The organism is Jatrophihabitans lederbergiae (genome assembly GCF_031845305.1).
Lineage (GTDB): Bacteria > Actinomycetota > Actinomycetes > Mycobacteriales > Jatrophihabitantaceae > Jatrophihabitans_A > Jatrophihabitans_A lederbergiae.
Window position 1 is genome coordinate 25,500 of sequence record NZ_JAVREH010000016.1, and the last position, 22,599, is coordinate 48,098.

Consider the following 22,599-nt stretch of genomic DNA (forward strand, 5'->3'; position numbering starts at 1 on the left):
GTATGTACGAATGCGATGCGCAATTGGGCGCCTTGCCTTCCGCTCAGTAGGGGTGGCGGGTGGTCAGATCATCGGAGCTGGCAGAACTCGCTCTTGCGGGCGAACAGAAGGAACAGCTGGCCGACGGCGTCGCCGCCATGGGCACCGGCACTCACACGGGCGGCCTCATCGAGGGCGGCAAGCAGCGCGATCCACACTTGTCCGTCCACCCCGAGGCTGATTGCGGTCGCCACCGCGTCCGGAAACACCGCGAACGGGCTGACGTCGATACCCTCCAGCCCGGCGGCGCGAGCCTCACCGGCCAGCTCCTCGCGGGTGATCAGGCCGGACCGCAACGCCGCTCGGTCGCCGGCGGAGTACATGGCCAGGAAGTCCTGTGCCAAGCTGCGCGGGTCCCACGCCGTGACGGCAAGTTGGCCCCCGGGTACGAGGGTGCGGCGCGCCTCGGCGAACAGCTCACCGCGCTGCCAGGCGGAGAGGTGGTTGACGGTTCCCATCGCGCACGTGATCAGATCGAAGGTGTTCGGGCCAAAGGGCAGCATCGTGCCGTCGGCCTGGACGAACCGCCGCCGAACGTCGGCCGGCAGGCCGACGACGCCGGAACTCTCGAGATCGATGCCGACCGAGCACGCCCCGAGCCGCGCCAGCGCCTGGGGGTACCGCAAGGTGCCGCTGCCGATGTCCAGCGTGCGCATCCGAGCAACCGGCCTGTCACCCACGTGCCCGAAGACGTTGACCATTTCCAGCGTCTTCTTCGCGGTGTCGGCCGCCGATGCGTGGTCGAAGCTGTGATACCAGCCCGCGTGAAAGCCGGATGCCCCGCTCTCGCTCGGCAGCAGGCCCTGTTCCTGCAGCGCCTGCACCGCGGTGAGCTGGGTCGACAGACCAGCCGAGCCGGCTCCGGCATCCGTTGCGGCCGGGTCAGTGGCGTCCGGGTCAGTGGCGTCCGGCTCGGTGGCGTCCGGGTCGGTGGCCAGTAGCAGCTCGTTGCCTAGCTGGACGGACCGAGGCCGGCCGGATGCGCTCAGGGCGCGCACGGCACTGCGCACGGCGGCCGGGTCCAGCTCCAGGCTCTGCAACTCGGCCAGCCGTGCATATGCGAGCTCGGCGGCTCGAGGCGCATCGAGGACGGCCAGACACCGCGCCGCACCGCGCAGAGCTGCCGCGCGCAGTCCCGGGTCACGAGCGGCGGCCTGGTAGCGAGGCAGGGCGTCCCGGAGCTTCCCCGTCCGGCAGAGGGCGTCGGCCAGCGCCAGGCACTCGCCAGCGGCAAGCGGCCCGTCGCCGCACGCTTGGCCAAGCCGGACCAGGGCGTTGTCGCGCTCCGCGCCGGTCAGGATGCCGGCGGCGTGCAGACCGGACAGCCGCCGGACCGCAAAGCCGGCTCCGAGCAGGGCATGACCAGGGTGCACCGGTCGTTGATCGGCGGCACCGGCCAGCCAGTCCACCTCGGCTGCCGTCAATCGGGCCAGGGTGGCGACCGGGGCGTCGGTCCGCCACCGGCTGAGGTCGCCGTCCGCGGTCAACACGGTGACGGCATCGGCGTCGGCGCTGGTCCACCGCACTGCTCCGGGCATCAGCTGCTCATCGACAACCGTGCCGTCATGCCGAAGCTCGAGCCGGTGCCCCCGGTAGTGAGCCTGGACCGCAGGGCACGGCCGGTGACCGGTCCCCGCGCGGCTCGCGACGGGGTCGTGGCGAAAGCCGTCGACGTCCAGCCGCAACCGGCTGGCGTCAGCCAGGTCGACCGTGACATCACCAGCAGGTCCGACGGCAATGGTCGCAACCGGAAGGTCGAAGTGACGCAGCCACAGAAGCTTCACGACTGGCCGTCCCCGGTGATCGATGCGGCCGGGTCGTCGCTCCAGCCGAGCCAGGCCGCCATCGCGGCCGGGGTGGGGTGGTCCAGCAGCACGTCGAGATCCAGGTCGTCGGATGCGGCCGCCCCCGACGAGCGGTGAGCCGTCAGCTTTTCTATCAACACCATGCCGCTGAGGGACGAGCCGCCCAGGTCGAAAAAGCTGTCATGCGCGCCCACGCCTTCTGCTCCGGTGACTTCCCGCCACAGGCCCGCGAGCGGAGCCCATGCCGCCTCTTCCACCGGCACCTCGGAATCGCCGGCCGAGCCGGTCACCACCACCGGACGGGTGGCCAGACCGAGTCGATCGACCTTGCCGCTCGGGGTCAACGGCAGGCGGTCCAGAACCACGACGGCGACGGGAACCAGGTAGTCCGGCAGCGTGCGGCGGAGTTGTTCGAGCAGGTTACGCGCGGACCGATCCAGCGACTCGACGAAGGCGACCAGCCGTTTGCCGTCCGGCCCGCTGGTCACCACCACCACGCCGTCGGGTACGCCGGGCAGGCTCTTGACAGCGGCCTCAACCTCACCGACCTCGACCCGAAAGCCCCTGATCTTCAGCTGGTGATCCCGCCTGCCCAGCCAGGCGATTGTGCCGTCCGGCTCGATGCGGCCGAGGTCGCCGCTGCGGTACGCCCGTGCTCCTGGCGGCCCGGCCTGCTCGGGACGGAACCGGTCGGCGGTGAGCGCCGGTCGTCCGACGTAGCCCCGGCCGACCATGTTTCCCGCGATGACGATTTCACCGGTCACTCCGTCGGTGACGACATCGCCCCGCTCGTCGACCACGGTTATGCGGGTGCCGTCGATGGGTACGCCGATGGCCGGCAGCTCGGGCCACGCGGTCGGATCGGGGCCTAGCGCCAGCGATGTGACGATGTGGGTTTCCGATGGCCCGTACTGGTTGGTCAGGCGAGCGTGGTGGCAGCGGGCGAACAACGCGCGCAGCGCCGGGGTGACGACGAGTTGCTCGCCGGCCGTGATCACCACGCGCAGCGCGAGCGGATAGCACTTCGCCCGATCGGCCTGCTGAGCCAGGGACTGCAGGGCGACGAACGGCAGGAAGATCCGCTCGATCCGGCGCTCGACGAGGAACCCCAGCAGTCGACCGGCGTCACGCCTGATCGGCTCGGGAATCATCACTAGCGTGCCGCCGGCTGCCCAGGTGCTGAACATCTCCTGGAACGAAGCGTCGAAGCTCGCGGCCGAGAATTGCACGGTGCGGGCGGCCACGCCACATCGAGAAGCACTCACCTGCCAACCGATCAGGGTGGTCATGGCCCGGTGCGGCATCGCCACTCCCTTGGGCACGCCGGTCGAGCCGGACGTGTACATGACATAGACGAGGTCGTCCGGTCCGGCCGTGTCACCCTCAAGGCTGGGCCAGCTGCCGTGGACCGGTCCGTGATCGGCATCAGCATCAGCATCAGCATCAGCATCAGCATCAGCATCAGGGCGCAGGCTGTCGATGTCGATGACGTGCACTCCGGCCGGCACGTCCAGGTCCGTAATAAGATCCGCTTGGGCCAGCACGACGGTGGCTTCGCTGTCGGTGAGCATGAAGCTGCGGCGAGCGGCGGGATAGGCCGGGTCCAGCGGCAGGTACGCCGCACCGGCCGCCAAAATCGCCAGGATCGCAATCGGCAGCCGAGCTGACCGGTCGACGCACAGGCCGACGACCCGGTTCCGGCTGGCTCCCCGAGAGGCCAGCTCGGCGGCCAGCCGGGCAGACCGCGCGGCGAGGGCACGATAGCTGATCGCGACCCCGCGGTCTTCTACCGCAATGGCGTCCGGCGTGAGGGCCACCTGGCGCGCGAACATCGCGAGCACCGAGTCGCCGGCCCCGTCGCGGGCGCGTCCGGCCGGGGTCACGCCTGCGCTCCGGGGGTCTCATCGTCGTCGATGAGGTGGACGAGTTCGCCCGGATCGGCCAACACGGAGAAGTGATCGCCTGCGACGGTGTGAAAGCGGGCGTTCGGCAGCAGGCGGGACCATTCCGCCCGCGCGGCGGCGCGCAAGTCGGCGGGCTGATCGGCAGCGAAGACAACGAGCGTGTGACCGTCGAAATGGCTCGGGCGGTGGACGCCGGCGGCCTCTTGGTGGACCTCGTACCACTCGCGTCGCCGAGCGAGGTCGGCCCGGTCGGCGGCGGGCCAGGACTGCGCCTGCTGATCGAGCTCGGCCAGCGGCGAAAGCACGCGGGCACCGGCGGGATGGGCTGCATGGAACTGGTCCAGAACCTGGGGTGGATAGCACTCGATCAGGATCAGCTGCCGAAGGCGACCTCCCGCGCGTTGCACCTCCCGTGCGGTTTCCAGGGCGATCAGCCCGCCCATCGACCACCCGGCGATATCAGCAGGCCCGCCGCCGGTTCGGGCAATGACCGTCGCGCCGAAACGCTGTCCGGCGGCGTCGATCCGCCAGTGGCCAGCGCGCGGGACAGGGTCCTGCAGCCCCCACACCGGCCGACCGGAGACAAGCCGCGCGGCGAGTGACCCGAACTCCGCGACCTCACCGCCCGCTGAATGGGCGCAGAAGAGGGGCACCGGCCCGGCTCCGGCTCGCAGCGCCACCAGCGGACTGCTGCCGGCATCCTGCGAACGGCGCTGGACGGCCAACGCGGCCAGGCGTTCGACGCTGTCGGCCGCAGTGCCGTCGCCGGCGTCCCGCAACAGGTCGCCGAGCACCAACTGGGTACCGAACTCCTCGTTGAGGCGGGCTATCAGCTGTATCGCGAGCATCGAATGGCCGCCGACGGCGAAGAAGCAAGCCGACGGGTCGTTGATCTCGGCGCGCACAAGCTCGCCCAGATGCCTGGCGACGCGGGCCTCGTCCCAGGTGAGCGGACGGCTGGGAGAACCGGCGGATGCGCTACGGCCCACCTCGCGCAACGCCGCGACGTCGAGCTTGGAATTCACCGTCAGCGGCAGCTCCGCAACCCAGCGCGCCGTGTCCGGAATCATCGCCCTCGGCAGCACGGTACCCAGGTGCTCCTGGATGTCCGCCCACGCCTGCGGGTTCGCATCACCGGCCGCCGTCGGAGTGAGATAGGCGATCAGCCGCGGCGGCCCGGCGGCCTCGGTGTCCAGGACGACGGCGGCCTCCCGCACCATCGGATGGGCGACCAGCGTTGCGCGAACCTCGCCCAACTCGACGCGGAAACCACGAATCTTGACCTGGTCGTCGGCGCGGCCGAGGAACAGCAACGTTCCGTCCGGGCGGCGGCATACCAGGTCGCCGGAGCGGTAGAGCCGCTCGCCGGCGACAGCCGACCATGAGTGCGGCAGGAACCGCTCGGCGGTCGTCCGCGGGTCGTCGAGGTAACCGGTAGCCAGCCCCGGCCCGCCGATGAACAGCTCCCCGACCACGCCGGGCGGTACCGGATCGCCCGCGGTGTCGAGGACGTGTAGGTCCGCGCCGGCGAAAGCGGTGCCAATCGGAACCGGGCCGGCACCGGGATCGGACGGCCCGATCTCGTAGGTGGCGCAACCTACCGTCGCCTCGGTGGGGCCGTACTCGTTGATCAGCCTCGTTCCGCCGGCAGTCGAACGCCACGCGGCGAGGGTGCTGGCGTCCAGGGCCTCGCCTCCGATGACGAGTGCCCTGGCGCGGCCGGCCAGGCCAGTGCTGCCGAGCAGCTGCGTGAGCGCCGCCAGATGCGACGGAGTCAGCTTGAGCAGCGTCAGGTCTTGCTCCCGTCGCAACCGGGCGGCGAGGCTGTCGAGTTCTCGCAGCGCCGGGTCGATGACCACCCGCTGGCCGGCTCCCAGTGGCAGCAACAAACTGGTGACCGTCAGGTCGAAGGCGAGCGAGGTGGGTACCGCCGTGCCCCCGCCGTCGCTCAGGTAGGTCTCGGCGGCCGCCCGGAGATAGTTCTCCAGCGCCGATCGAGTGACGACGACCCCCTTCGGCACCCCGGCCGAGCCGGAGGTGAACAAGACATACGCCGGCGCGGTCGCCACCTCGGGATCCGGCGGCGGCACCGGTTCGCGACGATCGACGGTGGCCGGACCGGTCGCCGACATCAGCTCCACCCCGGTGGGACACGGTGTATCGGCGGCGCCGGTCAGCAACACCTGGCAACCGGCGGCGGCAAGGATCAGGGCGGCGCGAGCGTAGGGCAGCGCCGGGTCGACCGGCACGAACGCGGCTCCACTGCGCAGCACCCCGAGCATGGCGATCACGCTGGACTGGTCGGCCACCGCCCACAGGCCCACCCGGTCACCCGTGCCGATGCCGCGTTGGCGCAGCCGACCGGCCAGGGCTGCCGCCAGGCGGTCCAGGTCGGCATAGTCGAGTGACCCCTCCGGGCCCGCCACGGCTATCCGGTCGGGATGCTGGTGGGCGATGCGGTGCACCCGATGGGTGAGCGTGTCGGTGAGGTGCTCCGGAGCTGGCTGCGGGTGCCGGCTGGGAGACGCTGACGGGAGGGGCGGCACTGCGGTGAGCGGATCGGCCAGCACACATCGCCCGATCGGAGTCTCTGGCGCACCCGCCACCCCGGCCAGCAACGTCAGGTACTGGTTCGCGAGGTCGTCCAGGTAGCCCGCGGGCAGTACCTCCTCGGTCGCGGTGAGCCGGACGCCCACGCGATCGGAAAAGGCCAGGCAGCTCAGGGCTACCGGGTGCCGGCGGGTGTCGGTATAGGCGTCGATCACAAGCAATCTGCTTTCAGGCGCGGCGGGCGGAACCGGCGTGAAGGCGAATCCGGTTCCGCTGGTCAGCGCGTCGTCCCCCGCGCCGGCCGGCAGAAAGTCACCGGCGTCTCGAAGCTCACCGAGCGCCTCAGCAACGGCCCGCGCCGTTGTGGCGATCGACTTCTCCGCCGTCGGCTCCCCGATCAGGCGGGCCCACTTGGCATACGGTCCCACCGCCTGGTCCAGATCGTCACCGCGGGCCGGCACCAGGACGTCTGTCACCACCGACTCCGAGGCGCTGCTGCGTGCCACCAGCGCTTGCCATCCGGCCAGCAGAACCGCCTCGAGGTCGCCCCCGACGGCCTCGGCAATGTCCCGCAGGCCGCGCAGGGTCGTGCCGGAAAGCTTTCGGGTGACGGCAATCCGCCGACTGGCCGTCTCGACAACGCCCGCCTGCAGCGCAAACGGGGTGATCGGCTGCTCGGTTGTGCGGACCTGCTCGGCAGCCGCCGCCAGCTGCTCCGGGCTCCCGGCCAGCGTCTGCTGCCAGTCGGCGTATTCGCTGTACTGCACGGGATCAGCACTGAGCGTATGACCCGTCAGCTCCTCGGACAGCTCGTGTGCGATCACGAGCAGGCCAGCCGTGTCCGTGACCAGAGCCGGCAGTACCAGAGTCCACCGATCGGCATCGCCTGCAGCTTCCGGGCCGCTGAGTTGGCCGCTGGCGGCCGAACCGGCCGGCGAGACCACCTGCACCGGCAAGTCGAATTCGCTGTGGACTTCCAGGCGGGTGCGCAGGATCTCGTGACGGGCGACGACGGCGTCCCAGGCCGCCCGTACCGCCCCGGAGTCGAACCGGGCCGGCAGCGCGAACGACAGCTCGGCGCAACCGCCACCGGACTCCGACCACAGCAACCGCTGCTGCTCCGAGGTCACGTAGACGTCGATGCTGGCTGAGGTTGCTTCGGCAGCCGTCTCGACCCGCGCGCTTGATCCGGTCACCGGTTCTCCACCTCGCCTCCCATGGTGACCAGCAGTCGCCGGGCGCCGGTGTAGCTGTTGCGGGCATGCGCGCACCGGACGTTGTCGATCATGAACAGGTCGCCGACCCGCCAGTCGAAGCTGCGCTCGTGTTCGGCGTACACGGCCAGAACTCGCCGGATGTCCTCGTCGGCCATGGGTGAACCGTCTCCGTAGGTGCAGTCGCGCGGCAGCCGGTCGTGGCTGACCACGTCTCGCAGCGCGGCCCGGGCAGCCTCGGGCAGGCAGGCGTGGTGCCAGTGCTGAGCCTGGTTCGTCCAGCACCAGTCCCCGCTGACCGGATGCCGAATCGCCGCGGGCCGGACGCACTCCGTGCGCAGGGTGTCTGCCTCCCACGACCAAGTGATGCCGCTGCGTCGGCACCGCTCCTCGACCAGCGCGCGGTCAGACGTGCCGAATACGTCCTGCCAGGGCACGCCAAGCTCGGGCAGGTAGACGCGGACGTACCGAACTCCCAGTCGCACAAAGCGGTCGCGCAGCTCGGCCGGAATGGCGTCGAACACAGCCCGCGAGTCGCTGATCGGAGTCTGGCCGCCGGTCTCGGCGACCTGCGCGCAACTGAAGAACAGTCGGGCCGGTGCGGTGGCGTTGAACGTGTTCTCGTTGTGCCACAGCAACTTCTCCTCCGGCGCGAAGAACACCGGGGTGTACACGTTGCCGCTGCCGCCGATGACCGCGCGAGGATGCTCACCGTTGTCAGTCAGCAGCTGGTCGACGAACTGAGCGGCGAACGCCTCGAACGCCTCGGGCTCGGTGACGTCGAAGCCGCGGAACAGCACCGCCCCGTGCACCGCGAGATCGGCCTCGATCTCCGCACGATGCGCCCTTGCCCAGGTGGCCAGCTCGATTCCGGGTCGCCGTCGCAGGTAGCTCACGACGCCGGCCGTTGCGGGCTCCGCCGGTTCGCGGGTCACGTCGGGACCGGCGCCCGAAACCGGCGTCGGCTTCCGGCGCAGACGAGCGCGATGCTGTTTCGGCGCTGGTGCGTCGAGTGCCACACTGGCTTCGCGCACGCCGACCGACGGGCGACGATCTGGCTGAGTCGAGAGCTCGTCGACCAGGGCCACGAAGCGGGCGCACAACCGGCTCATGCCACGGGCGTCGAAGATCTCTCCGTCGTACTCCCAGATTCCGTCGATGCCGCCGTCACTTTCCTCGAGCAGCACCGTGAGGTCGAAGCGAGCGGTCCGCAGCTCGAAGGGCAACGCCGTCACCTGCAGGCCGGTCAGCGAACCCGGCGCCGCCGGCGCGTTGTTGAGAACGATCTTGCTGCTGAACAGGGAACTCTGCTCGCGGGAGCGCCTCGGATTGATCGCTCGCACCACCTGATCGAAGGGCACATGCTGATGGGCATAGGCGTCCAGGACGGTGGTACGAACCCGGTTCACCAATACCCGCCAGAGCAAACCCGATTCCACACCACACCGCAGGACGACCTGGTTGACGAAGAATCCGATCAACCGCTCAACCTCGGTGCCGGCGCGACTGGCGACGTCGGTGCCGATCGCGACGTCGGTGTCGCCGCTGCGCTCGGCCATCGCAACCGCCAGCGCGGTGACCAACAACATGAACAGCGTGGCGTTCTCCATCGTGCCCAGCCGGCGCAGAGCCGCGGTCGTCTCAGCCTCGATGCGGAAGGACAGGCGCTCTCCCACGAACGACGGGCGCGTCGGCCGCGGCCGGTCCAACGGCAGCCCCGAAAGGCCCTCCACGCCGTCGAGTTGCCGGCGCCAGTACTCCAGCGCAGGGGTGAGCGAACCCTTCTCGAGCTGGCGCTGCTGTGCCAGCGCGTAGTCCACGTACTCGGTGGTGAGCGGCGGCACGACCAGCGGCCGGCCCTGGGCATGCGCGGCATAGCCGGCCGCGAGCTCGTCGAAGAAAATCTTCAGGGACCATGCGTCGTAGGCGATGTGATGCAGGGTGAGCAGGATGACATGGCGCTCGTCGGTGAGGGCGATGATGGACAGCCGGATGGGAATGTCGCGGGAGAGATCGAACGGACGGCGGTAGGCGGCTTCGGCGAGCTGGTGGACGTGCTGGTCGGCGGCCGCCGCATCGGCGGTGTACTCGCTGCGCAGATCCAGCTGCTCGACCGGGATCGGCTGCGGGCTCTGCACGAGCTGGCGCAGGGTGCCGTCCACAGTCGCGAACACCGTGCGGAGCGGGGCGTGCCGCGCAACCACCCCGTCGATAGCGGCGGTCAGGGCCGCAACGTCGAGGCGCCCGTCCAGGCTGGCGTAGATGGGAACGTTGTAGTGGAAGGCTGTTGGATCCAGCTGCTGCACGAACCAGAGCCGGGCCTGCGCGGACGAAGCTGGCGGCGGGCCGGTCCAGGCGGGTCCGTCGTCCGGCGCGGTGTCGGTCGGTGCCGGTTGCGCGAGCAGTTCCTCGATGGCGCCGGCGAGCCCGGCCAACGTGGGACGTTGAAACGGCGTGCGCACCGGAAGCTCGACGCCTAGGGCCTCCCGCAGCCGGTAGACGAGCTGAAAGGTCAGCAGGGAATGGCCACCCAGCGCGAAGAAGTCATCGGTCGGGCGCGGGTCGACTACGCCGAGCAGCTCGGTCCACACGGTCGCGATCGCCGCCTGGACGGGCGTGAGTGCGGGTACGGGGCCGGCGGCAACGGCACCCGCTCCGGTTTTCCGTGGCACGGAGCGGAAGGTTCGCAGCGCCGCTACGTCGACCTTGCCGCCGCCCGTGCTGGGAATCGCCGGCACAGCCACCAGCGCTGTCGGAACCATCGCCGGCGGCAGTTGGTCGGCCAGGGCGCTCCGGACATCGGCGAGCAACTGCTCACTGCGTCGCTGGCGCAGCGGATTGTTGGCGCGCGGCGCCCGGCTGTGCGGCCGTCGTCCCCGGCGGGCAGAACATCGAGGCTCAGCTCATATCCGGCCCGTGCGGCGAGTTCGGCCAGCTCGGACGGATGCGGAACCCGCGGCCGCGCGGCCAGTGCCTGATCCGCCGCGCGGGTCACGGTGGCGAAGGCATCGGCCGGATGCGCGGCCACCAGGGCCGTCTGCTCGGCAACGAGCCCGGCGAGCCGGGCGTTCGGCACGCCCCGGACCAGCAGCGCGTCGGGCCGCTCCGCCCGCAGCACGGCCTCGATCGCGCCCGCGCCGTCCTCGGCCGCCCAGCTCAACTCGCGAGGCGCTGGGGCGGGGCGCGGTCGGCCAGGCTGCCCGACGGCTGCTTCCCGATCGACACTCAGTACGACGTCGTAGCGGAAGCGGGTCAGCTCGTTGTCGACCGGAGCTGAGCGCCACTCGATGCGGGCCGCCGAGATTCGGGGATGGGCTGCGACCAGATCGCTGAAGAACGTGGGGCTGAGGCACAGCTCGTCCTCGTGGGTGTCGAGCCGGGCCATCCTGGCCCGCAGGACGGCAACCCGGTCGCCGGGCGCTGCGGCGCGCAGGGCCACCGACGTGTGGAACAACCGCAGCAACTCCAGGCTGCGGACGTCTCCGATGACGATCTGCCCGCCTTCGGACATCACGACCAGGCATTGCTCGATGACCTGGCGGGCGTAGCTGGCGCTCGGAAAGTACTGCACCACCGAGTTGATGACGACGGTGTCCACCGGGTGGCCGGCCTCGACCGCGTCGGCGGCCTCGTGAGCGGCCGCCGGCTCGAGCCGCACGTCGTGAACTTCCGGTGCGGACGCCAGCCGGTCGGCCACGAAGGCCAACGCCTCGGGCGACTGGTCGGTGCCGAGGTAGGAGAGGCAGTGCGGCGCCACCGAACACAGGATCAGCCCGGTTCCGCAGCCGATCTCCAGCACGTGTTTCGGATGCAGTGGCAGGATTCGATCGACGACAGCCTGCCGCCACTGCGCCATGTCTGCGGCGGGCAGTGCGGCGCCGGTGTAGCTGTCGGTCCAGCCGGCGAACTCCGCCCCGGCGTCGGCAGCCGACAGCGGGCCGTACACAGAGGCGTACATCGAGCGCCAGGCCGACCGTCGCTCCTCGGCCAGAGCTCCGGACGTGCCATCGGCGCCGCTTCCCTCATCGGCCGGCTGGACCTCGACGTAGGCCACCAGCTCCTGATGGTGGTCCTCCGAACTCGCCTCGGCCACCACCGCCGCCGCACGCACCCCGGGGCAGGCCAGCAGCGCCGCGCGCACCTCCCCTACCTCGACCCGATTGCCCCGGATCTTGACTTGATCGTCGATGCGCCCCACGTACTGCAATGACCCGTCGACAAGGCGGCGTACCCGGTCACCGGTGGCGTACATGCGCGCCCCCGGCCGTTCGCTGAACGGGTCGGGCAGAAACGCCGACGCGGTGGACGCCGGCCGGCAATGGTAGCCGTGGGCAAGCCCGACCCCGTCGACGTACAGCTGCCCCACCACGCCGTCCGGCACCGGCCGTAGCCGCTCGTCGAGCACGTACCCCACGGTGTTGTCGATGGGGTGGCCGATGCTCACCGCCTCGAACGGCTCCTGGCCGTCGTAGTCGCGGGCGACGCAGGCGACCGACACCTCGGTAGGGCCGTACTCGTTGACGACGCGAAGCTCGGGCCGGCTGCGGCACAGTTCCTCGACGTCGGACCGGTACAGCGCTTCACCGCCGACGACGAGAACGTCGACGTGCCCGGACAGCTGCTCGGTCAACCCGGCCCGGCTGAGCATCCGCAGATGTGACGGCGTCAGCTTGAGCATCGGGGCCGACCCGCCGCCCTTCACCCAATTGATCAGCGACTCACCGGGGGTGATCGACTCAGGCAGCAGCACGATGGTTCCGCCGGCAGTGAGCGGGCCGAGGATGCTGGTGACACTGAGGTCGACCGCCGCGGCCGAGTGCAGCGGCACGCCGCGCGGATCGCTCAGGTTCGCTACCGAGGCGAACCAACGCAGGTAGTTGGCGACGCCCCGGTGTGCAACGGCGACGCCCTTGGGACTTCCGGTCGAGCCCGAGGTGTACATCACGTACAGCACGTCGTCGAGACCGTGAACCCGGTCGGGTGGCGCGCTCGAGGCGCCGGCCGCATCGGCCGGATCGATCACCGGCACAGGCGAGTCGGCCGCTGCCGATCTGCCGATCAGCGCCACCATCGTGCTGTCCAGAAGGATGCGACGCCGGCGCGGCGCCGGATCGCCAGGGTCGACGACCACACAGGCAGCGCCAATTCGAGCCACCGCCACGAGCGCCACCACCAGCTCCGCTGAACGCGGCAGCAGCACACCCACCAGGTCGCCCCGAACCACGCCGCGGCTGCGCAGATGATTGCTCAGCCGGTTCACCTCATCGTCGAACTGCCGGTAGCTCAGGGTGGCCCCGTCCGGCGAGGTGATCGCGATCGCGTTCGGCTGGTCGGCCGCCCGCGCGGCGATCTGGGCGTCGATGCAGCTGAGGTCACCAGCGACCACCGGGCCGGCCAGCCCCCGCGGGGCGGCCTCGATGATCGGGATGTCACGCACTGTCTGGGCCGGGTCAGCGCACAACGCTGTGAGCAACACGGTGAACGAGTCGACGAGCCGCTGGACGGTCGCGCGGTCGAACAGGTCACTGGCGAACTCGATATATCCGGCGTAGCCCGCGTCGTCCCGCCAGATGTTGAGGTCGAGGTCGAAACGGCTGGTGCCGGTGTCGAAGGGCACCTCAGTGATCGTGAGCGCCCCAGCCGCCTTGACCAGTTCCGGTGTGTTGTGCAGCGTGAAGTTCACCTGATAGAGCGGATTCCGGTCGAGGTCGCGCGTCGGCATCAGCTCAGTGGCGATGACGTCCAGCGGAATGTCCTGGTTGGCGAAGGCCGCCGTGCAGGTGGCTCGGACGTCGGCGATCACCTCCGTCAGAAGCTGGTCGGCACGCAGCCGGGTGCGAAGCAGCACCGAGTTGGCGAAGAAGCCCATCACCGAATGGGTCAGCTCGTCCCACCGGTTGGCGATCGGCGTGCCCACCACGATGTCGTCTTGGCCGCTGAATCTGCTCAGCAGCACCGTGAAGCCGGCCAACAGAACCATGAACGGCGAGGCGGAATGCGCGATGGCCAGGGCGGAAAGCCGTTCGGAAAGCTCACCGGGCAAAGCGAAGTGGACCACGCCGCCTCGCCTGGTCTGGGTTGCCGGGCGGGGACGATCGATCGGAAGCGCCAGCAGCTCAGGAAGGCCGACGAGCTGCTCGCCCCAGTACCGCACCTGCTCGCGGGCGGGTTCGCTGTCCAGCCAGTCGTTCTGCCACGCGCTGAAGTCCGCGAAGTCGACCAACGGGCTGGGCAGCGCCGGGTTGCGCCGCTCGACTCCGGCCGCGTAGAACTCGGCGAGCTCGTGGCTGAAGATGGCCAGTGACCAGCCGTCCACCGCGATGTGGTGGAACACCAGCAGCAGTTCGTGATCCTCCGGGCCCAAGCGGACGAGGGTGGCCCGCACCGGTGGGCAGTTGGCCAGGTCGAAGGGGGCCGAGCGCAGCTCGGTGAACACCCGGGTCGTTTCCGTCCGCTGCTCGTCCGGCCCGCGCGCCGCCAGGTCGAGCAGTGGCACGTGCAACGAACCGGTCGTGGCGACGCGCTGGACCGGGACTCCGTTGACGATCGGAAAAGTGGTGCGCAGAATGGCGTGCCGGTCCACCATCGCGTGCAGCGCTGAGCGGAGGGCATCCACCTCGAGCGGTCCGGACAGTCTGCATGCGAGCGGCGTGTGGTAATGAGCCGCGGCCGGATCGAGCCCCTGCAGGAACAGCACCCGGCGTTGCGCGAAGGAGGTCGGCGCACAGGGATGCGCGGAGCCGGCATAGGCCGCCAGCGGAGCCACCGCGCCCCGCGCGCGCAGCTGCTCGCGTAACCGGCCGCGCTCCTCGCCGGTGAGTCGGAGGATGCGTTCGGCAACGTCAGACATGGGGGCCTCCCGAAGTCGACATCGAATCTCCTGCCCCGGGCGAGGTCGGCGGCCGGCTGGCGACCGGTCCGGCGCTGGTCCGCTCGATGTCTGCGAGGACTTCTTCAAGGGCCTTAGCGGCTGACTGGGCGCCGGCGCTGCGTGACAGCTCCTGAGCCAGTCGGGCCGGTGTCGGGTCCGTGAGGAACTCCTCCAGCGGTACGTCGACGCCGAACCGGGCGTGCACCTTGCTCAGAAGGACCATCATCTGCAGGGAGCTCCCGCCGGCCAGAAAGAAGTTCGAGTCCAGTTCCGGCGCCGTGCCCAGCACGTCGGTCCAGACGAGGCCGAGTGCCTCCGCCGTCTCGCTGTCGACGGCCGATGTTCGGGTGGTTACGACGGACCCAACCGGCGCCTCGACCGAGTCAGCGGGAGCGGCCGGGTCGAACGCACCGGTCAGCGTGATCGCGTCGAGAGGCAGCTCCGGATCGTCGAGCACCGCGTCGATCAGCTCCCGCCAGCCGTCGAAGAGCTGCGTCATCGCCTTCCTCAAGTGCCGGTCAGCGCGATAGTCGACCTCTACCCGAAGCTCGCCGAGGGCTTCGGTCACCGTGACGAGCAGGTCGAGGTCAGAGGCGCGACGCTGCCCCGGAAGCGGCTTGATGCGCAGCCCCGGCACTGCCATCCGCGGTGCCGGCGGTATGGCCTGCACCAGCACCGGGAACAACGGATGGCCGTCGCGGGCGCGTTTGTTGGCCACCCGTTCGACGACCAGATCGAAGGGCACCTCCTGCCGCTCATAAACCTGGCCGCAGACCCGGGCTGCCTGGGCCGCGAGCTGGGAGAAACCGACGGTGCCGTCGATCCGCAGCCGGACGGCGACCATGTTGGCGAACAAGCCCAGCATCGTCTCGGTGTCGGGGTTGGTCCGTCCGGCCGGCGACCGTGCTGCCGAGCACGAGGTCGTGCTGTCTAGTGAGCCTTGCGAACGTCGCGTGAAAGGTCGCCAGCAGAGTGGTGGACATGCTGCCGCCGGCGCCTTCGGCGATCGCCCGCAGGGCAGCGGTGCGCCCCTGATCCAGTACCAGGCTCAATCCGGCGACCACCGGCGACGGGCCGGCCGGAACCCGGGTCGACGGCAGCACCAGTCGTGGAGCGCCGGCGAGCTGGTGCTGCCACCAGGACACTTGCTCTGCAAACTCCTCGCTTGCCAGCTGCTCGTCCTGCCAGGCTGCGTAGTCGGCGTATTGCAGCTCCGGAGGTGTTGCCGACAGGTGGTGGCCCTCGCGCCTGGCCCTGAGCCCGGCCGCAACTTCGGCAGTGAGCAGCTCGAGTGACCAGGCATCGGTGATGACGTGATGCGCACTCACCAGAAGCACGTGCTGCTCCGGGCCCACTCGCACCAGCGTGAACCGGATCAGCGGAGCGCGTGTGAGATCGAACGGTTCGCCGGCGTCCGCCGCGGCGAGGACCTCGACCCGAGCCGGGTCCGCGGACACGTCGACGCAGGCTACTTCGGGCGGGGCCGTGGTGATCTCCTGGTACAGGACGCCGTCAAGCATCCGGAAGGCCGACCGGAGCACCTCGTGGCGCGTGCCTGCGGAACGGACCGCGGCGGCGACATCGGCCGGGTCGAGCGCGCCGCTGATGCGCACCCCACCCGACAGCGTGAGAGCGTTGCGGTCTGCTGCCGCGTGATGCAGAAACCACAGCCGTTGCTGGGCATGGGACGCGGCGACCACCAGGCCGGACGCCGCGTTCACTCGACTGCTCCGTCAGAGGGCTCCGCCATCGCCACGGTGACCTGCCTGGGCCCCGTGAACGGCTCGCGTCCGTGCGCGGTCAGCATGTTGTCGATGACCAGCAGGTCGTCGGTCCGGTAGTCGAAGCGGGTGCGTGCCTGCCGGTAGCAATCGCGCAGGTGGTCCAGGACATCGCCCTCGATCGGTGCGCCGTCTCCGTAGTAGGTGTTGCTCGGCAGCTCGTATTCACCCACCATCTCCAGCAGTCCTCGCCGGGCGGTGTCGGGCAGCGTCGAGACGTGAAAGACGGTTAGATGGTTGAACCAGACGTCCGCGCCGGTGACCGGATGACGATGAACCGCGTCACGGAACGCGACGGTCCGCAGCACGTCCGCGCCGAGCCATTCGGTGCGCAGGCCGCGCGACGCGCAGTAACTCTCGACTTGGGCGCGGCTGTCGGTGTCAAAGGCGTAGCGCCACGACAATCCGAGATCCTCCCGATAGGTTCGCGCGACCATCCAGCCCCGACGCCTGAATGCGGACACCACCTCGGGATCGATGCGGGCCAAGATCTGGCGGGTGTCTGCCAGCGGAGTGGCGCCACTGGTGTCGGCTGGTCGGACGCAGTGGAAGAACAGCGTCATCGGCCAGGTCGCCTGGTAGGAGTTCTCGTTGTGCAGAAAGATCTCCTCGGACGCCGGATAGTCGGTGGAGGTGTAGACACGTCCGCTCACCACCCGCCGGGGCGACGAACGCTCGGTGTAGCCGAGGGCCACCCCCGACAGCGCCTCCACCGCACGCTGCTGCCCTTCGCTGCCTCCTACATCGAAGCCCCGGAACAGCAGCGCACCTGAGCTCCGCAGCTCCCGGCGCAATTCAGCCCTCGAATCCGCGACCACGTCGGTCAGGCCCCGGCCGGCGAACGGAACGACGGACGGATACAGCGTCGGCGACGACTCGATCAGTGCCATGGCCGCAGTCCTCCCTCGGCCAGGAGCGACCGGCATCGGTCGCGTTGCACCTTGCCGCTGCTGGTACGCGGCAGAGTGCCGGCGCGCAGGAGCACGACGTCGGCCACAGCGAGGTAGTGGTCGACGGAAACCGCTGTCCGGATGGCCATGGTGATCTGCTCCGCCAGCTCCTGGCGTCGCTGGTGAACCGGGGTCGCAGCGCTCGACTCGGAACCGGCCATCCGATCGGTGCCGAGCTCGCGCGCCGCCTTGGCGTCCCGCCGAACCTCGCAGACGATCGTTATGGCCTTTCGGGCGGCACCCGAATCGGCAAGAAAGGCGGCCGCTCCGCCCCGAAGCAGGGCGGGGTGCGCCTGCTCCGCGGTGCGCTCGACGTCCTCGGCGTAATGGTTACGGCCATTGACGATCATCACCGAGTCACGCCGGCCGATGATGAAGAGCTGCCCCTGATGGACGAAACCGAAGTCTCCGGTGCGCAGCTCGGCGGTCGACTCCCCCTTCGCCGAGACAGCGTCGTCGGCTGCCTCCGTCGTCGTCGGCGACTTCGGGCTGCTCGTCCAATAGCCGGCCGATACGCCCGGACCGCGCAGCCAGATTTCTCCGACACGGTCGGCTGCGCACGACGCACCGGTGGCGGGATCGACGATCCTCAGTTCCAGATTGGCCGGCCAGCGACCGCAGCCGACATATTCGCGGGCATCGCGGACTGCCGGGTTTAGCACAACCTCGCCGCGGGCGTCGATGGCGGAGCCGGAAACCGTAAGGGTGCGCGCGTCATCGGAGCGGCGGAACCCGCTGACGTACACGGTGGCTTCAGCCATGCCATAGGACGGCCGGAACGACTCAGCCACGAAACCGCAGTCCGCGAAGGCCCGGGCGAAGCGGGACAGGGTTTGCGGCCGGACCGGTTCCGAGCCGTTCAGCGCGATCCGCCAGCTGGAAAGGTCGAGCCCGGCCTTCTGCGCCGGATTGACCTGCTCGATGCAGCGGTCGTAGCCGAAGTTGGGCGACGCGGCGCTGTGACCGCGGTAGCGGCTGATGGCGTCCAGCCAGGCGACCGGGGACCGCAGAAACCCGGTGGCCGCCATGCATACCGCCGTGCCACCCACCAGGAGTGGAGCCAGGATCTGGGCCAGCCCCATGTCGTGAAAGTGCGGCAGCCAGCTGACGAAGACGATCTCGTCCGGTTCCCGCTCGCCGAGCTCCTGGGCCTCGGTGGCCGCCCGAAGGTTGTCGATGAAATTTGCGTGGGTGATCCGCACGCCGCGCGGGAAACCGGTCGACCCGGAGGTGTACTGCAGCATCGCCAGCCGGCTCGGCGGCACAGCGGCCGGACCGTCAGAACCGTCGAACTCTGCCTCGACGGCACGGGTGTCGAAGACCGGCAGGGCGGCGATGTCGAGGTCGGCGGGCGCCTGGTCGGCCAGCACCAGCCGGGGGAGGCAGTCACTGGCGATCCGATTGAGGCGGGACGTACGCACTCCGCCGACCGACCCGTCCGGAAGGGGTACCGGCACGGCGACGATCCCAGCATAGAAACATCCGAACAGCGTTGTGGCGAATTCGACTGACGAACCGTAAACAAGCAGGGCCCGATCCCCGGGGATGGTGTGCTCGGCCAGCTGGCCAGCCACCCGGGCCGCGCCTTCGTACAGCTCGCGGTAGTTGAGCCGGGCCGATTCGGTGCCGTCGGCTCCGAGCTGGATGAGGGCGGCCTCGTCCGTACGACTGCGGGCGTGGCTGGTGAGAACCGACAGCAGATCACTGCCGGGCACGTCGACCGGAGTCGGCCAGTGCACCGGGTCGGCCGACCGCTCGCGCAGCTCAGTCACCGGCGGCCATTGCCCGACGGAGGCTGGCCGGGCGCATGTCGGTCCAGATCTGCTCGATGTGGTCCAGGCAGGCCTGCCGATCTCCGACGAAACCGTCGGCATGCCACCCGGCCGGTCGGGCGCGGTCGGCGGGCCACACCGAGTACTGCTCCTCGTCGTTGACAACGACGGCGTACTGCTCGGATTCACTCATGGGCGTTGCGGCTCCCCTCGAGAACTGGCGTGCCGGGCAGCGGACGGCGCTCCACCCGCCGCATGGCCGACCTCGGCCTGGAAACTGGACGCGGCGGTGCCGCGGAGATCACCCCCGCCAACTCGCGCACGGTCGGATGATCGAAGAACTGACGCACGGTGACGTCGACCCCCCACTCCTGCGCGATCTCACCGATCGCCCGCATGAGCAAGAGGGAATCCCCGCCGATGGCGAAGAAGTCGCCATCCACTGGCACCTGGCCGACGTCTAGGTGCAGGGCGCTGGCCCAGATCGCTGACAGCCGTTGGACGACAGCAGCCAGCGGGTGCTCCGCGGATTGGTCAGACGGCGCCTCCGCGGTGGGCCGGGCCACCACCGAGCCGGCTAGACCGGTCAGTGCATCACGGTTCACCTTGCCGTTGACGTTGATCGGCAAGCTGACAACGACAGTCAGCAGCTCGGGCAGCATGTAGTGCGGCAGGTGGCGGCGCAGCTGGCTGAACCATTGGTCGGATTCGCCGTCGTCGGCGCACACGACGTACGCCTCGACATGTCGCCGCTCGGCTGAGCCCGCGCCGACGGCCGCCGCGTCGCTGACCCCGGGCAACTTGCGCAACGCGGCTTCGATTTCACCGAGCTCAAGGCGGTATCCGCGAATCTTGACCTGGGCGTCGGCCCGCCCGAGGTACTCCAGCTGCCAGGCGGCGGGCGTATCGCACCACCGCACCAGATCCCCAGTTCGGTACAGGCGAGCACCTGGCGTCGAGCTGAACGGATCAGGACGGAATGCGGCCGCGGTCTTCGCCGGGTCGCCAAGGTACCCGCGGCTCAGGCCTGCGCCGCCGAGGTGGAGCACTCCGACCTCGCCCCGCTCGACCGGCGTCAGGTCGTCGTTGAGAACTCTGGCTTCCACGCCGGCCATCGGAACGCCGATCAGGGCGTTGCTGTGTTGTTCGTCGTTCCAGACGTAGTCCGCCACGGTGGAGTCGATGGTGCCCTCGGTGACGCCATAGCAGTTGATGACCCGTCCGTCCGTTGCGATGAGCTCGCGGACGGTACGAAGCTCGGCCGTGTGAACCAGATCCGAGCCTACGATCAGCACGGCGAGATTGCCCAATGCGGTGCTCTTCGTCTCCACCGTGTGGGCGACCAACCGGCGCAGAACCAGCGGTACAAAGTCCGCGATCGCCACCTGCCGGTCCGCCATGAGAGCCGACAGGCGACCCGGGTCGAGCATCGTTTCCCGTGCACAGATAAGCAGACAACCGCCGGAACCCAGCGCGCGGATGATCTCGCCGAGAAAGCCGTCGAAGCTGGCGTTGGCCATCTGCAGATGTACTCGCCCGGGCTGGAGGTCCAGCAGCTGCTGCCAGCCCTGGTACGTGCTCAGCAGCCCGGCATGCGTGCCTTGCACGCCCTTGGGCTTGCCCGAAGATCCCGAGGTGTAGACCACATACGCGACAGCGTCAGGGTGCACGGGGCCGAAGATCCGGTGATCGGGCGGGCTGACGCTGTCGTGGACCAGAATGACGGGTAGTCCCAGCGGTCGCAGCCGAGCACGCATGCAGTCGGCGGTGACCAGAACGACCGGTCTGGCGTCGGCAACTATCTGCGCCTGCCGCGCATGCGGATCGTCGACGTTCAGCAGCAGGATCGCCCCGCCGGCCTTCCACACCGCGAGCACCGCCACGAGAAGGTCGACCGACCGATCGAGGGCGACGGCGACCACGCGTTCGGTGCCGACCCCGGCTGCCTGCAGCTGCGCCGCGAGGGAGGCGGCCCGAGCGTCGAGCTCTGCGAACGTCAGCGACCCCTCGTCATCGATCACGGCCGTCGCGTCCGGGGTGACGAGGACGTGACGACTGACGAGGTCGAGCATCGTCATGTCCGCCGTTGCGGTGCGGCGCCTGCTATCCGTAGGCGGGTCGAGCGGCCGAAGCGCTGTCGAGAGCTCCGCTGCGGCGAGTAGGACCAAGGCCGCCTTCATTCGCTCGGCAAGCGCGCGTGCGGTTTCCTGAGACAGGCTGTTTGCCCCGAGGTTGAGGACGAATTCGACGCCACCGTCGACGGGACGGACCGCCGTCTGCCATTCCCCGGGAGCGCCCAGGCGCCCACCCGGGATAACTCGTGCGGTCAACCCGAGGAATTCCGCCGACCGCCCCAGTGGCACCTGATTGAAGACCGGCAGGTGCAGGGCGTCCCTCCCGACCGGTTCGGGAATGGAGCGGATGAGTTCGGCGAGCGGAAACCGTGCGTGCTGAAAGGCACTCGCCAGTCGCCGGCGAATTCGCTCGACGTAGCCGGCGAGCGAGTCACCGGACAGCTGCTCGCTGTCGACAGCGACGGCGAAGACGCAGTTGCCCACGACCTCGGCGGCGCGAGGTCCGAGCGGCATCCGCACCGGCACGGCCACCGTGAGCCGCTGCTGACCGGTCAATCCGTGCAAGGCCTGGGCGAATGCGGCCAGGTACAGCGTGAACGGCGTGCAAGCCAGTGCCCGCCCCCGAGCCTCGACGGCCGCCACGAGCGTGGAGGAGAACACCTCCACGATCTCGCTAGGGCCAGCGTCGACGTCTGAGGCGGGCACTGGGAGGCGCGGCGGAGCGAACCCGGCCGCGTACTGACGGCGCCAGTAAGCCGCATCGATGTCGTGCTCGGACGAGGCCGCGTAGGTGCGCCGCGCCTGGACGTGGGTTCGGTAGCGGGCTGGCGGCCCGAGCTGGGTGGCCGCCTCGGTCCCCGCCGCTGCGTTGTAGAGCGCGGCCAGCTCTTCGAGGATCACCTGAAACGAGCCACCGTCGGCGACCAGGTCATGAGCAGTCAGAGCCACCTGCACGTGCTCCTCGCTCACGACAGCGATCTCGATGCGGTACAGGGGCCCCGTGGTGAGTTCCAATTCCAGCTCGGCGCCGCGACGCGCGAAGGCGGCTAGCTGCGCGGAGCGCTGCGGTTCGGCGACTGCCCTCAGATCCACCGTCGAAATCAGCGGCTCGATCGGGCGGACGTTCTGGCGCTCGCCGCTGGGCGGGAACACGCTGTGCAGGGCTTCGTGCCGGGCGATCGTCTGGCTCAGTGCAGCGGTCAGCGCGGCACGGTCGACGGGTCCACGAAGGTCAAGGATGACGGTTTCGTTGAGTGACCGGTTGAAGTCCCGTCCGCGCTGGCTGACGAACCAGCTCTGCCGCTGCTCCTCGCTCAACGGATAACTGTCCGGATCGACCGGCGCGTTGCCGACACCGTGCGGCGGGAGGTCCGGCGGGCTCGGCACGGCTTGGGACCGTTCGATCAGCGCAGCGATGTCGCGCACGGTCAGGTCGGGGCTCATCACATCGGCGAGCGGAAGGACCACACCGTAGCGCAGCGACACCCCATCGAGCAGGTCGAAAATCTCGAGCGAGTCCAAGCCCAGCGCGACCAGCGGACGGTCAGCCGGGACGTCGGAAGTGCCGACGACCTTGGCAAGCTCGCCGCAGAGCTCAGCGAGAACACCGGCAGCGGATGGAACGTGGGTCAGCGCCAT

At 69.6% G+C, this 22,599-nt stretch carries 11 protein-coding genes; all 11 read right to left on the minus strand.

The features are described from left to right. Nucleotides 1-68: 68 nt before the first annotated feature. Genes RM423_RS12990 through RM423_RS13040 form a run of 11 tightly spaced genes read right to left on the minus strand, consistent with a single transcriptional unit; the run spans nucleotide 69 to nucleotide 22,599 of the window. A complete protein-coding gene (locus tag RM423_RS12990) occupies nucleotides 69-1,823 on the minus strand; it encodes a class I SAM-dependent methyltransferase (protein WP_311423457.1) in 1,755 nt (584 codons plus the stop codon). Next, entirely contained in the window at nucleotides 1,820-3,727 is a 1,908-nt protein-coding gene (locus tag RM423_RS12995; protein WP_311423458.1) for a non-ribosomal peptide synthetase, read from the minus strand. The genes RM423_RS12990 and RM423_RS12995 overlap by 4 nt, the downstream gene beginning before the upstream one ends. Then, the gene (locus RM423_RS13000; protein ID WP_311423459.1) at nucleotides 3,724-7,494 is read right to left on the minus strand and encodes a non-ribosomal peptide synthetase; all 3,771 of its coding nucleotides are present in this window, start codon (nucleotides 7,492-7,494) and stop codon (nucleotides 3,724-3,726) included. Before RM423_RS13000 ends, RM423_RS12995 begins: the two co-directional genes overlap by 4 nt. After that, nucleotides 7,491-10,322, minus strand: coding sequence for a condensation domain-containing protein (locus RM423_RS13005; protein ID WP_311423460.1), 2,832 nt, complete (start codon nucleotides 10,320-10,322; stop codon nucleotides 7,491-7,493). Before RM423_RS13005 ends, RM423_RS13000 begins: the two co-directional genes overlap by 4 nt. Next, complete coding sequence (locus RM423_RS13010; protein ID WP_311423461.1) at nucleotides 10,208-14,362, minus strand: non-ribosomal peptide synthetase; 4,155 nt, start codon at nucleotides 14,360-14,362, stop codon at nucleotides 10,208-10,210. The genes RM423_RS13005 and RM423_RS13010 overlap by 115 nt, the downstream gene beginning before the upstream one ends. Continuing rightward, the gene (locus RM423_RS13015; protein ID WP_311423462.1) at nucleotides 14,355-15,239 is read right to left on the minus strand and encodes an acyl carrier protein; all 885 of its coding nucleotides are present in this window, start codon (nucleotides 15,237-15,239) and stop codon (nucleotides 14,355-14,357) included. The genes RM423_RS13010 and RM423_RS13015 overlap by 8 nt, the downstream gene beginning before the upstream one ends. Then, the gene (locus RM423_RS13020; RefSeq protein ID WP_311423463.1) at nucleotides 15,139-16,104 is read right to left on the minus strand and encodes a condensation domain-containing protein; all 966 of its coding nucleotides are present in this window, start codon (nucleotides 16,102-16,104) and stop codon (nucleotides 15,139-15,141) included. Before RM423_RS13020 ends, RM423_RS13015 begins: the two co-directional genes overlap by 101 nt. Then, complete coding sequence (locus RM423_RS13025) at nucleotides 16,101-17,054, minus strand: TauD/TfdA family dioxygenase (protein ID WP_311423464.1); 954 nt, start codon at nucleotides 17,052-17,054, stop codon at nucleotides 16,101-16,103. Before RM423_RS13025 ends, RM423_RS13020 begins: the two co-directional genes overlap by 4 nt. Continuing rightward, a complete protein-coding gene (locus RM423_RS13030) occupies nucleotides 17,045-18,886 on the minus strand; it encodes a fatty acyl-AMP ligase (RefSeq protein ID WP_311423465.1) in 1,842 nt (613 codons plus the stop codon). Before RM423_RS13030 ends, RM423_RS13025 begins: the two co-directional genes overlap by 10 nt. After that, nucleotides 18,879-19,079, minus strand: a complete 201-nt coding sequence (locus tag RM423_RS13035) for an MbtH family protein (protein ID WP_311423466.1) — start codon at nucleotides 19,077-19,079, stop codon at nucleotides 18,879-18,881. Before RM423_RS13035 ends, RM423_RS13030 begins: the two co-directional genes overlap by 8 nt. Further along, nucleotides 19,072-22,599 carry a non-ribosomal peptide synthetase gene (locus tag RM423_RS13040; protein ID WP_311423467.1) on the minus strand — a complete coding sequence of 1,176 codons (3,528 nt, stop codon included), beginning with the start codon at nucleotides 22,597-22,599 and terminating at the stop codon, nucleotides 19,072-19,074. Before RM423_RS13040 ends, RM423_RS13035 begins: the two co-directional genes overlap by 8 nt.

What these genes read in the sequence shown, in the direction of transcription:
- RM423_RS13010 (WP_311423461.1), bottom strand. Translation starts at nt 14,362, where the DNA reads ATGTCTGACGTTGCCGAACGCATCCTCCGACTCACCGGCGAGGAGCGC.
- RM423_RS13040 (WP_311423467.1), bottom strand. Translation starts at nt 22,599, where the DNA reads ATGGCGCTGACCCACGTTCCATCCGCTGCCGGTGTTCTCGCTGAGCTC.
- RM423_RS13035 (WP_311423466.1), bottom strand. Translation starts at nt 19,079, where the DNA reads ATGAGTGAATCCGAGCAGTACGCCGTCGTTGTCAACGACGAGGAGCAG.
- RM423_RS13025 (WP_311423464.1), bottom strand. Translation starts at nt 17,054, where the DNA reads ATGGCACTGATCGAGTCGTCGCCGACGCTGTATCCGTCCGTCGTTCCG.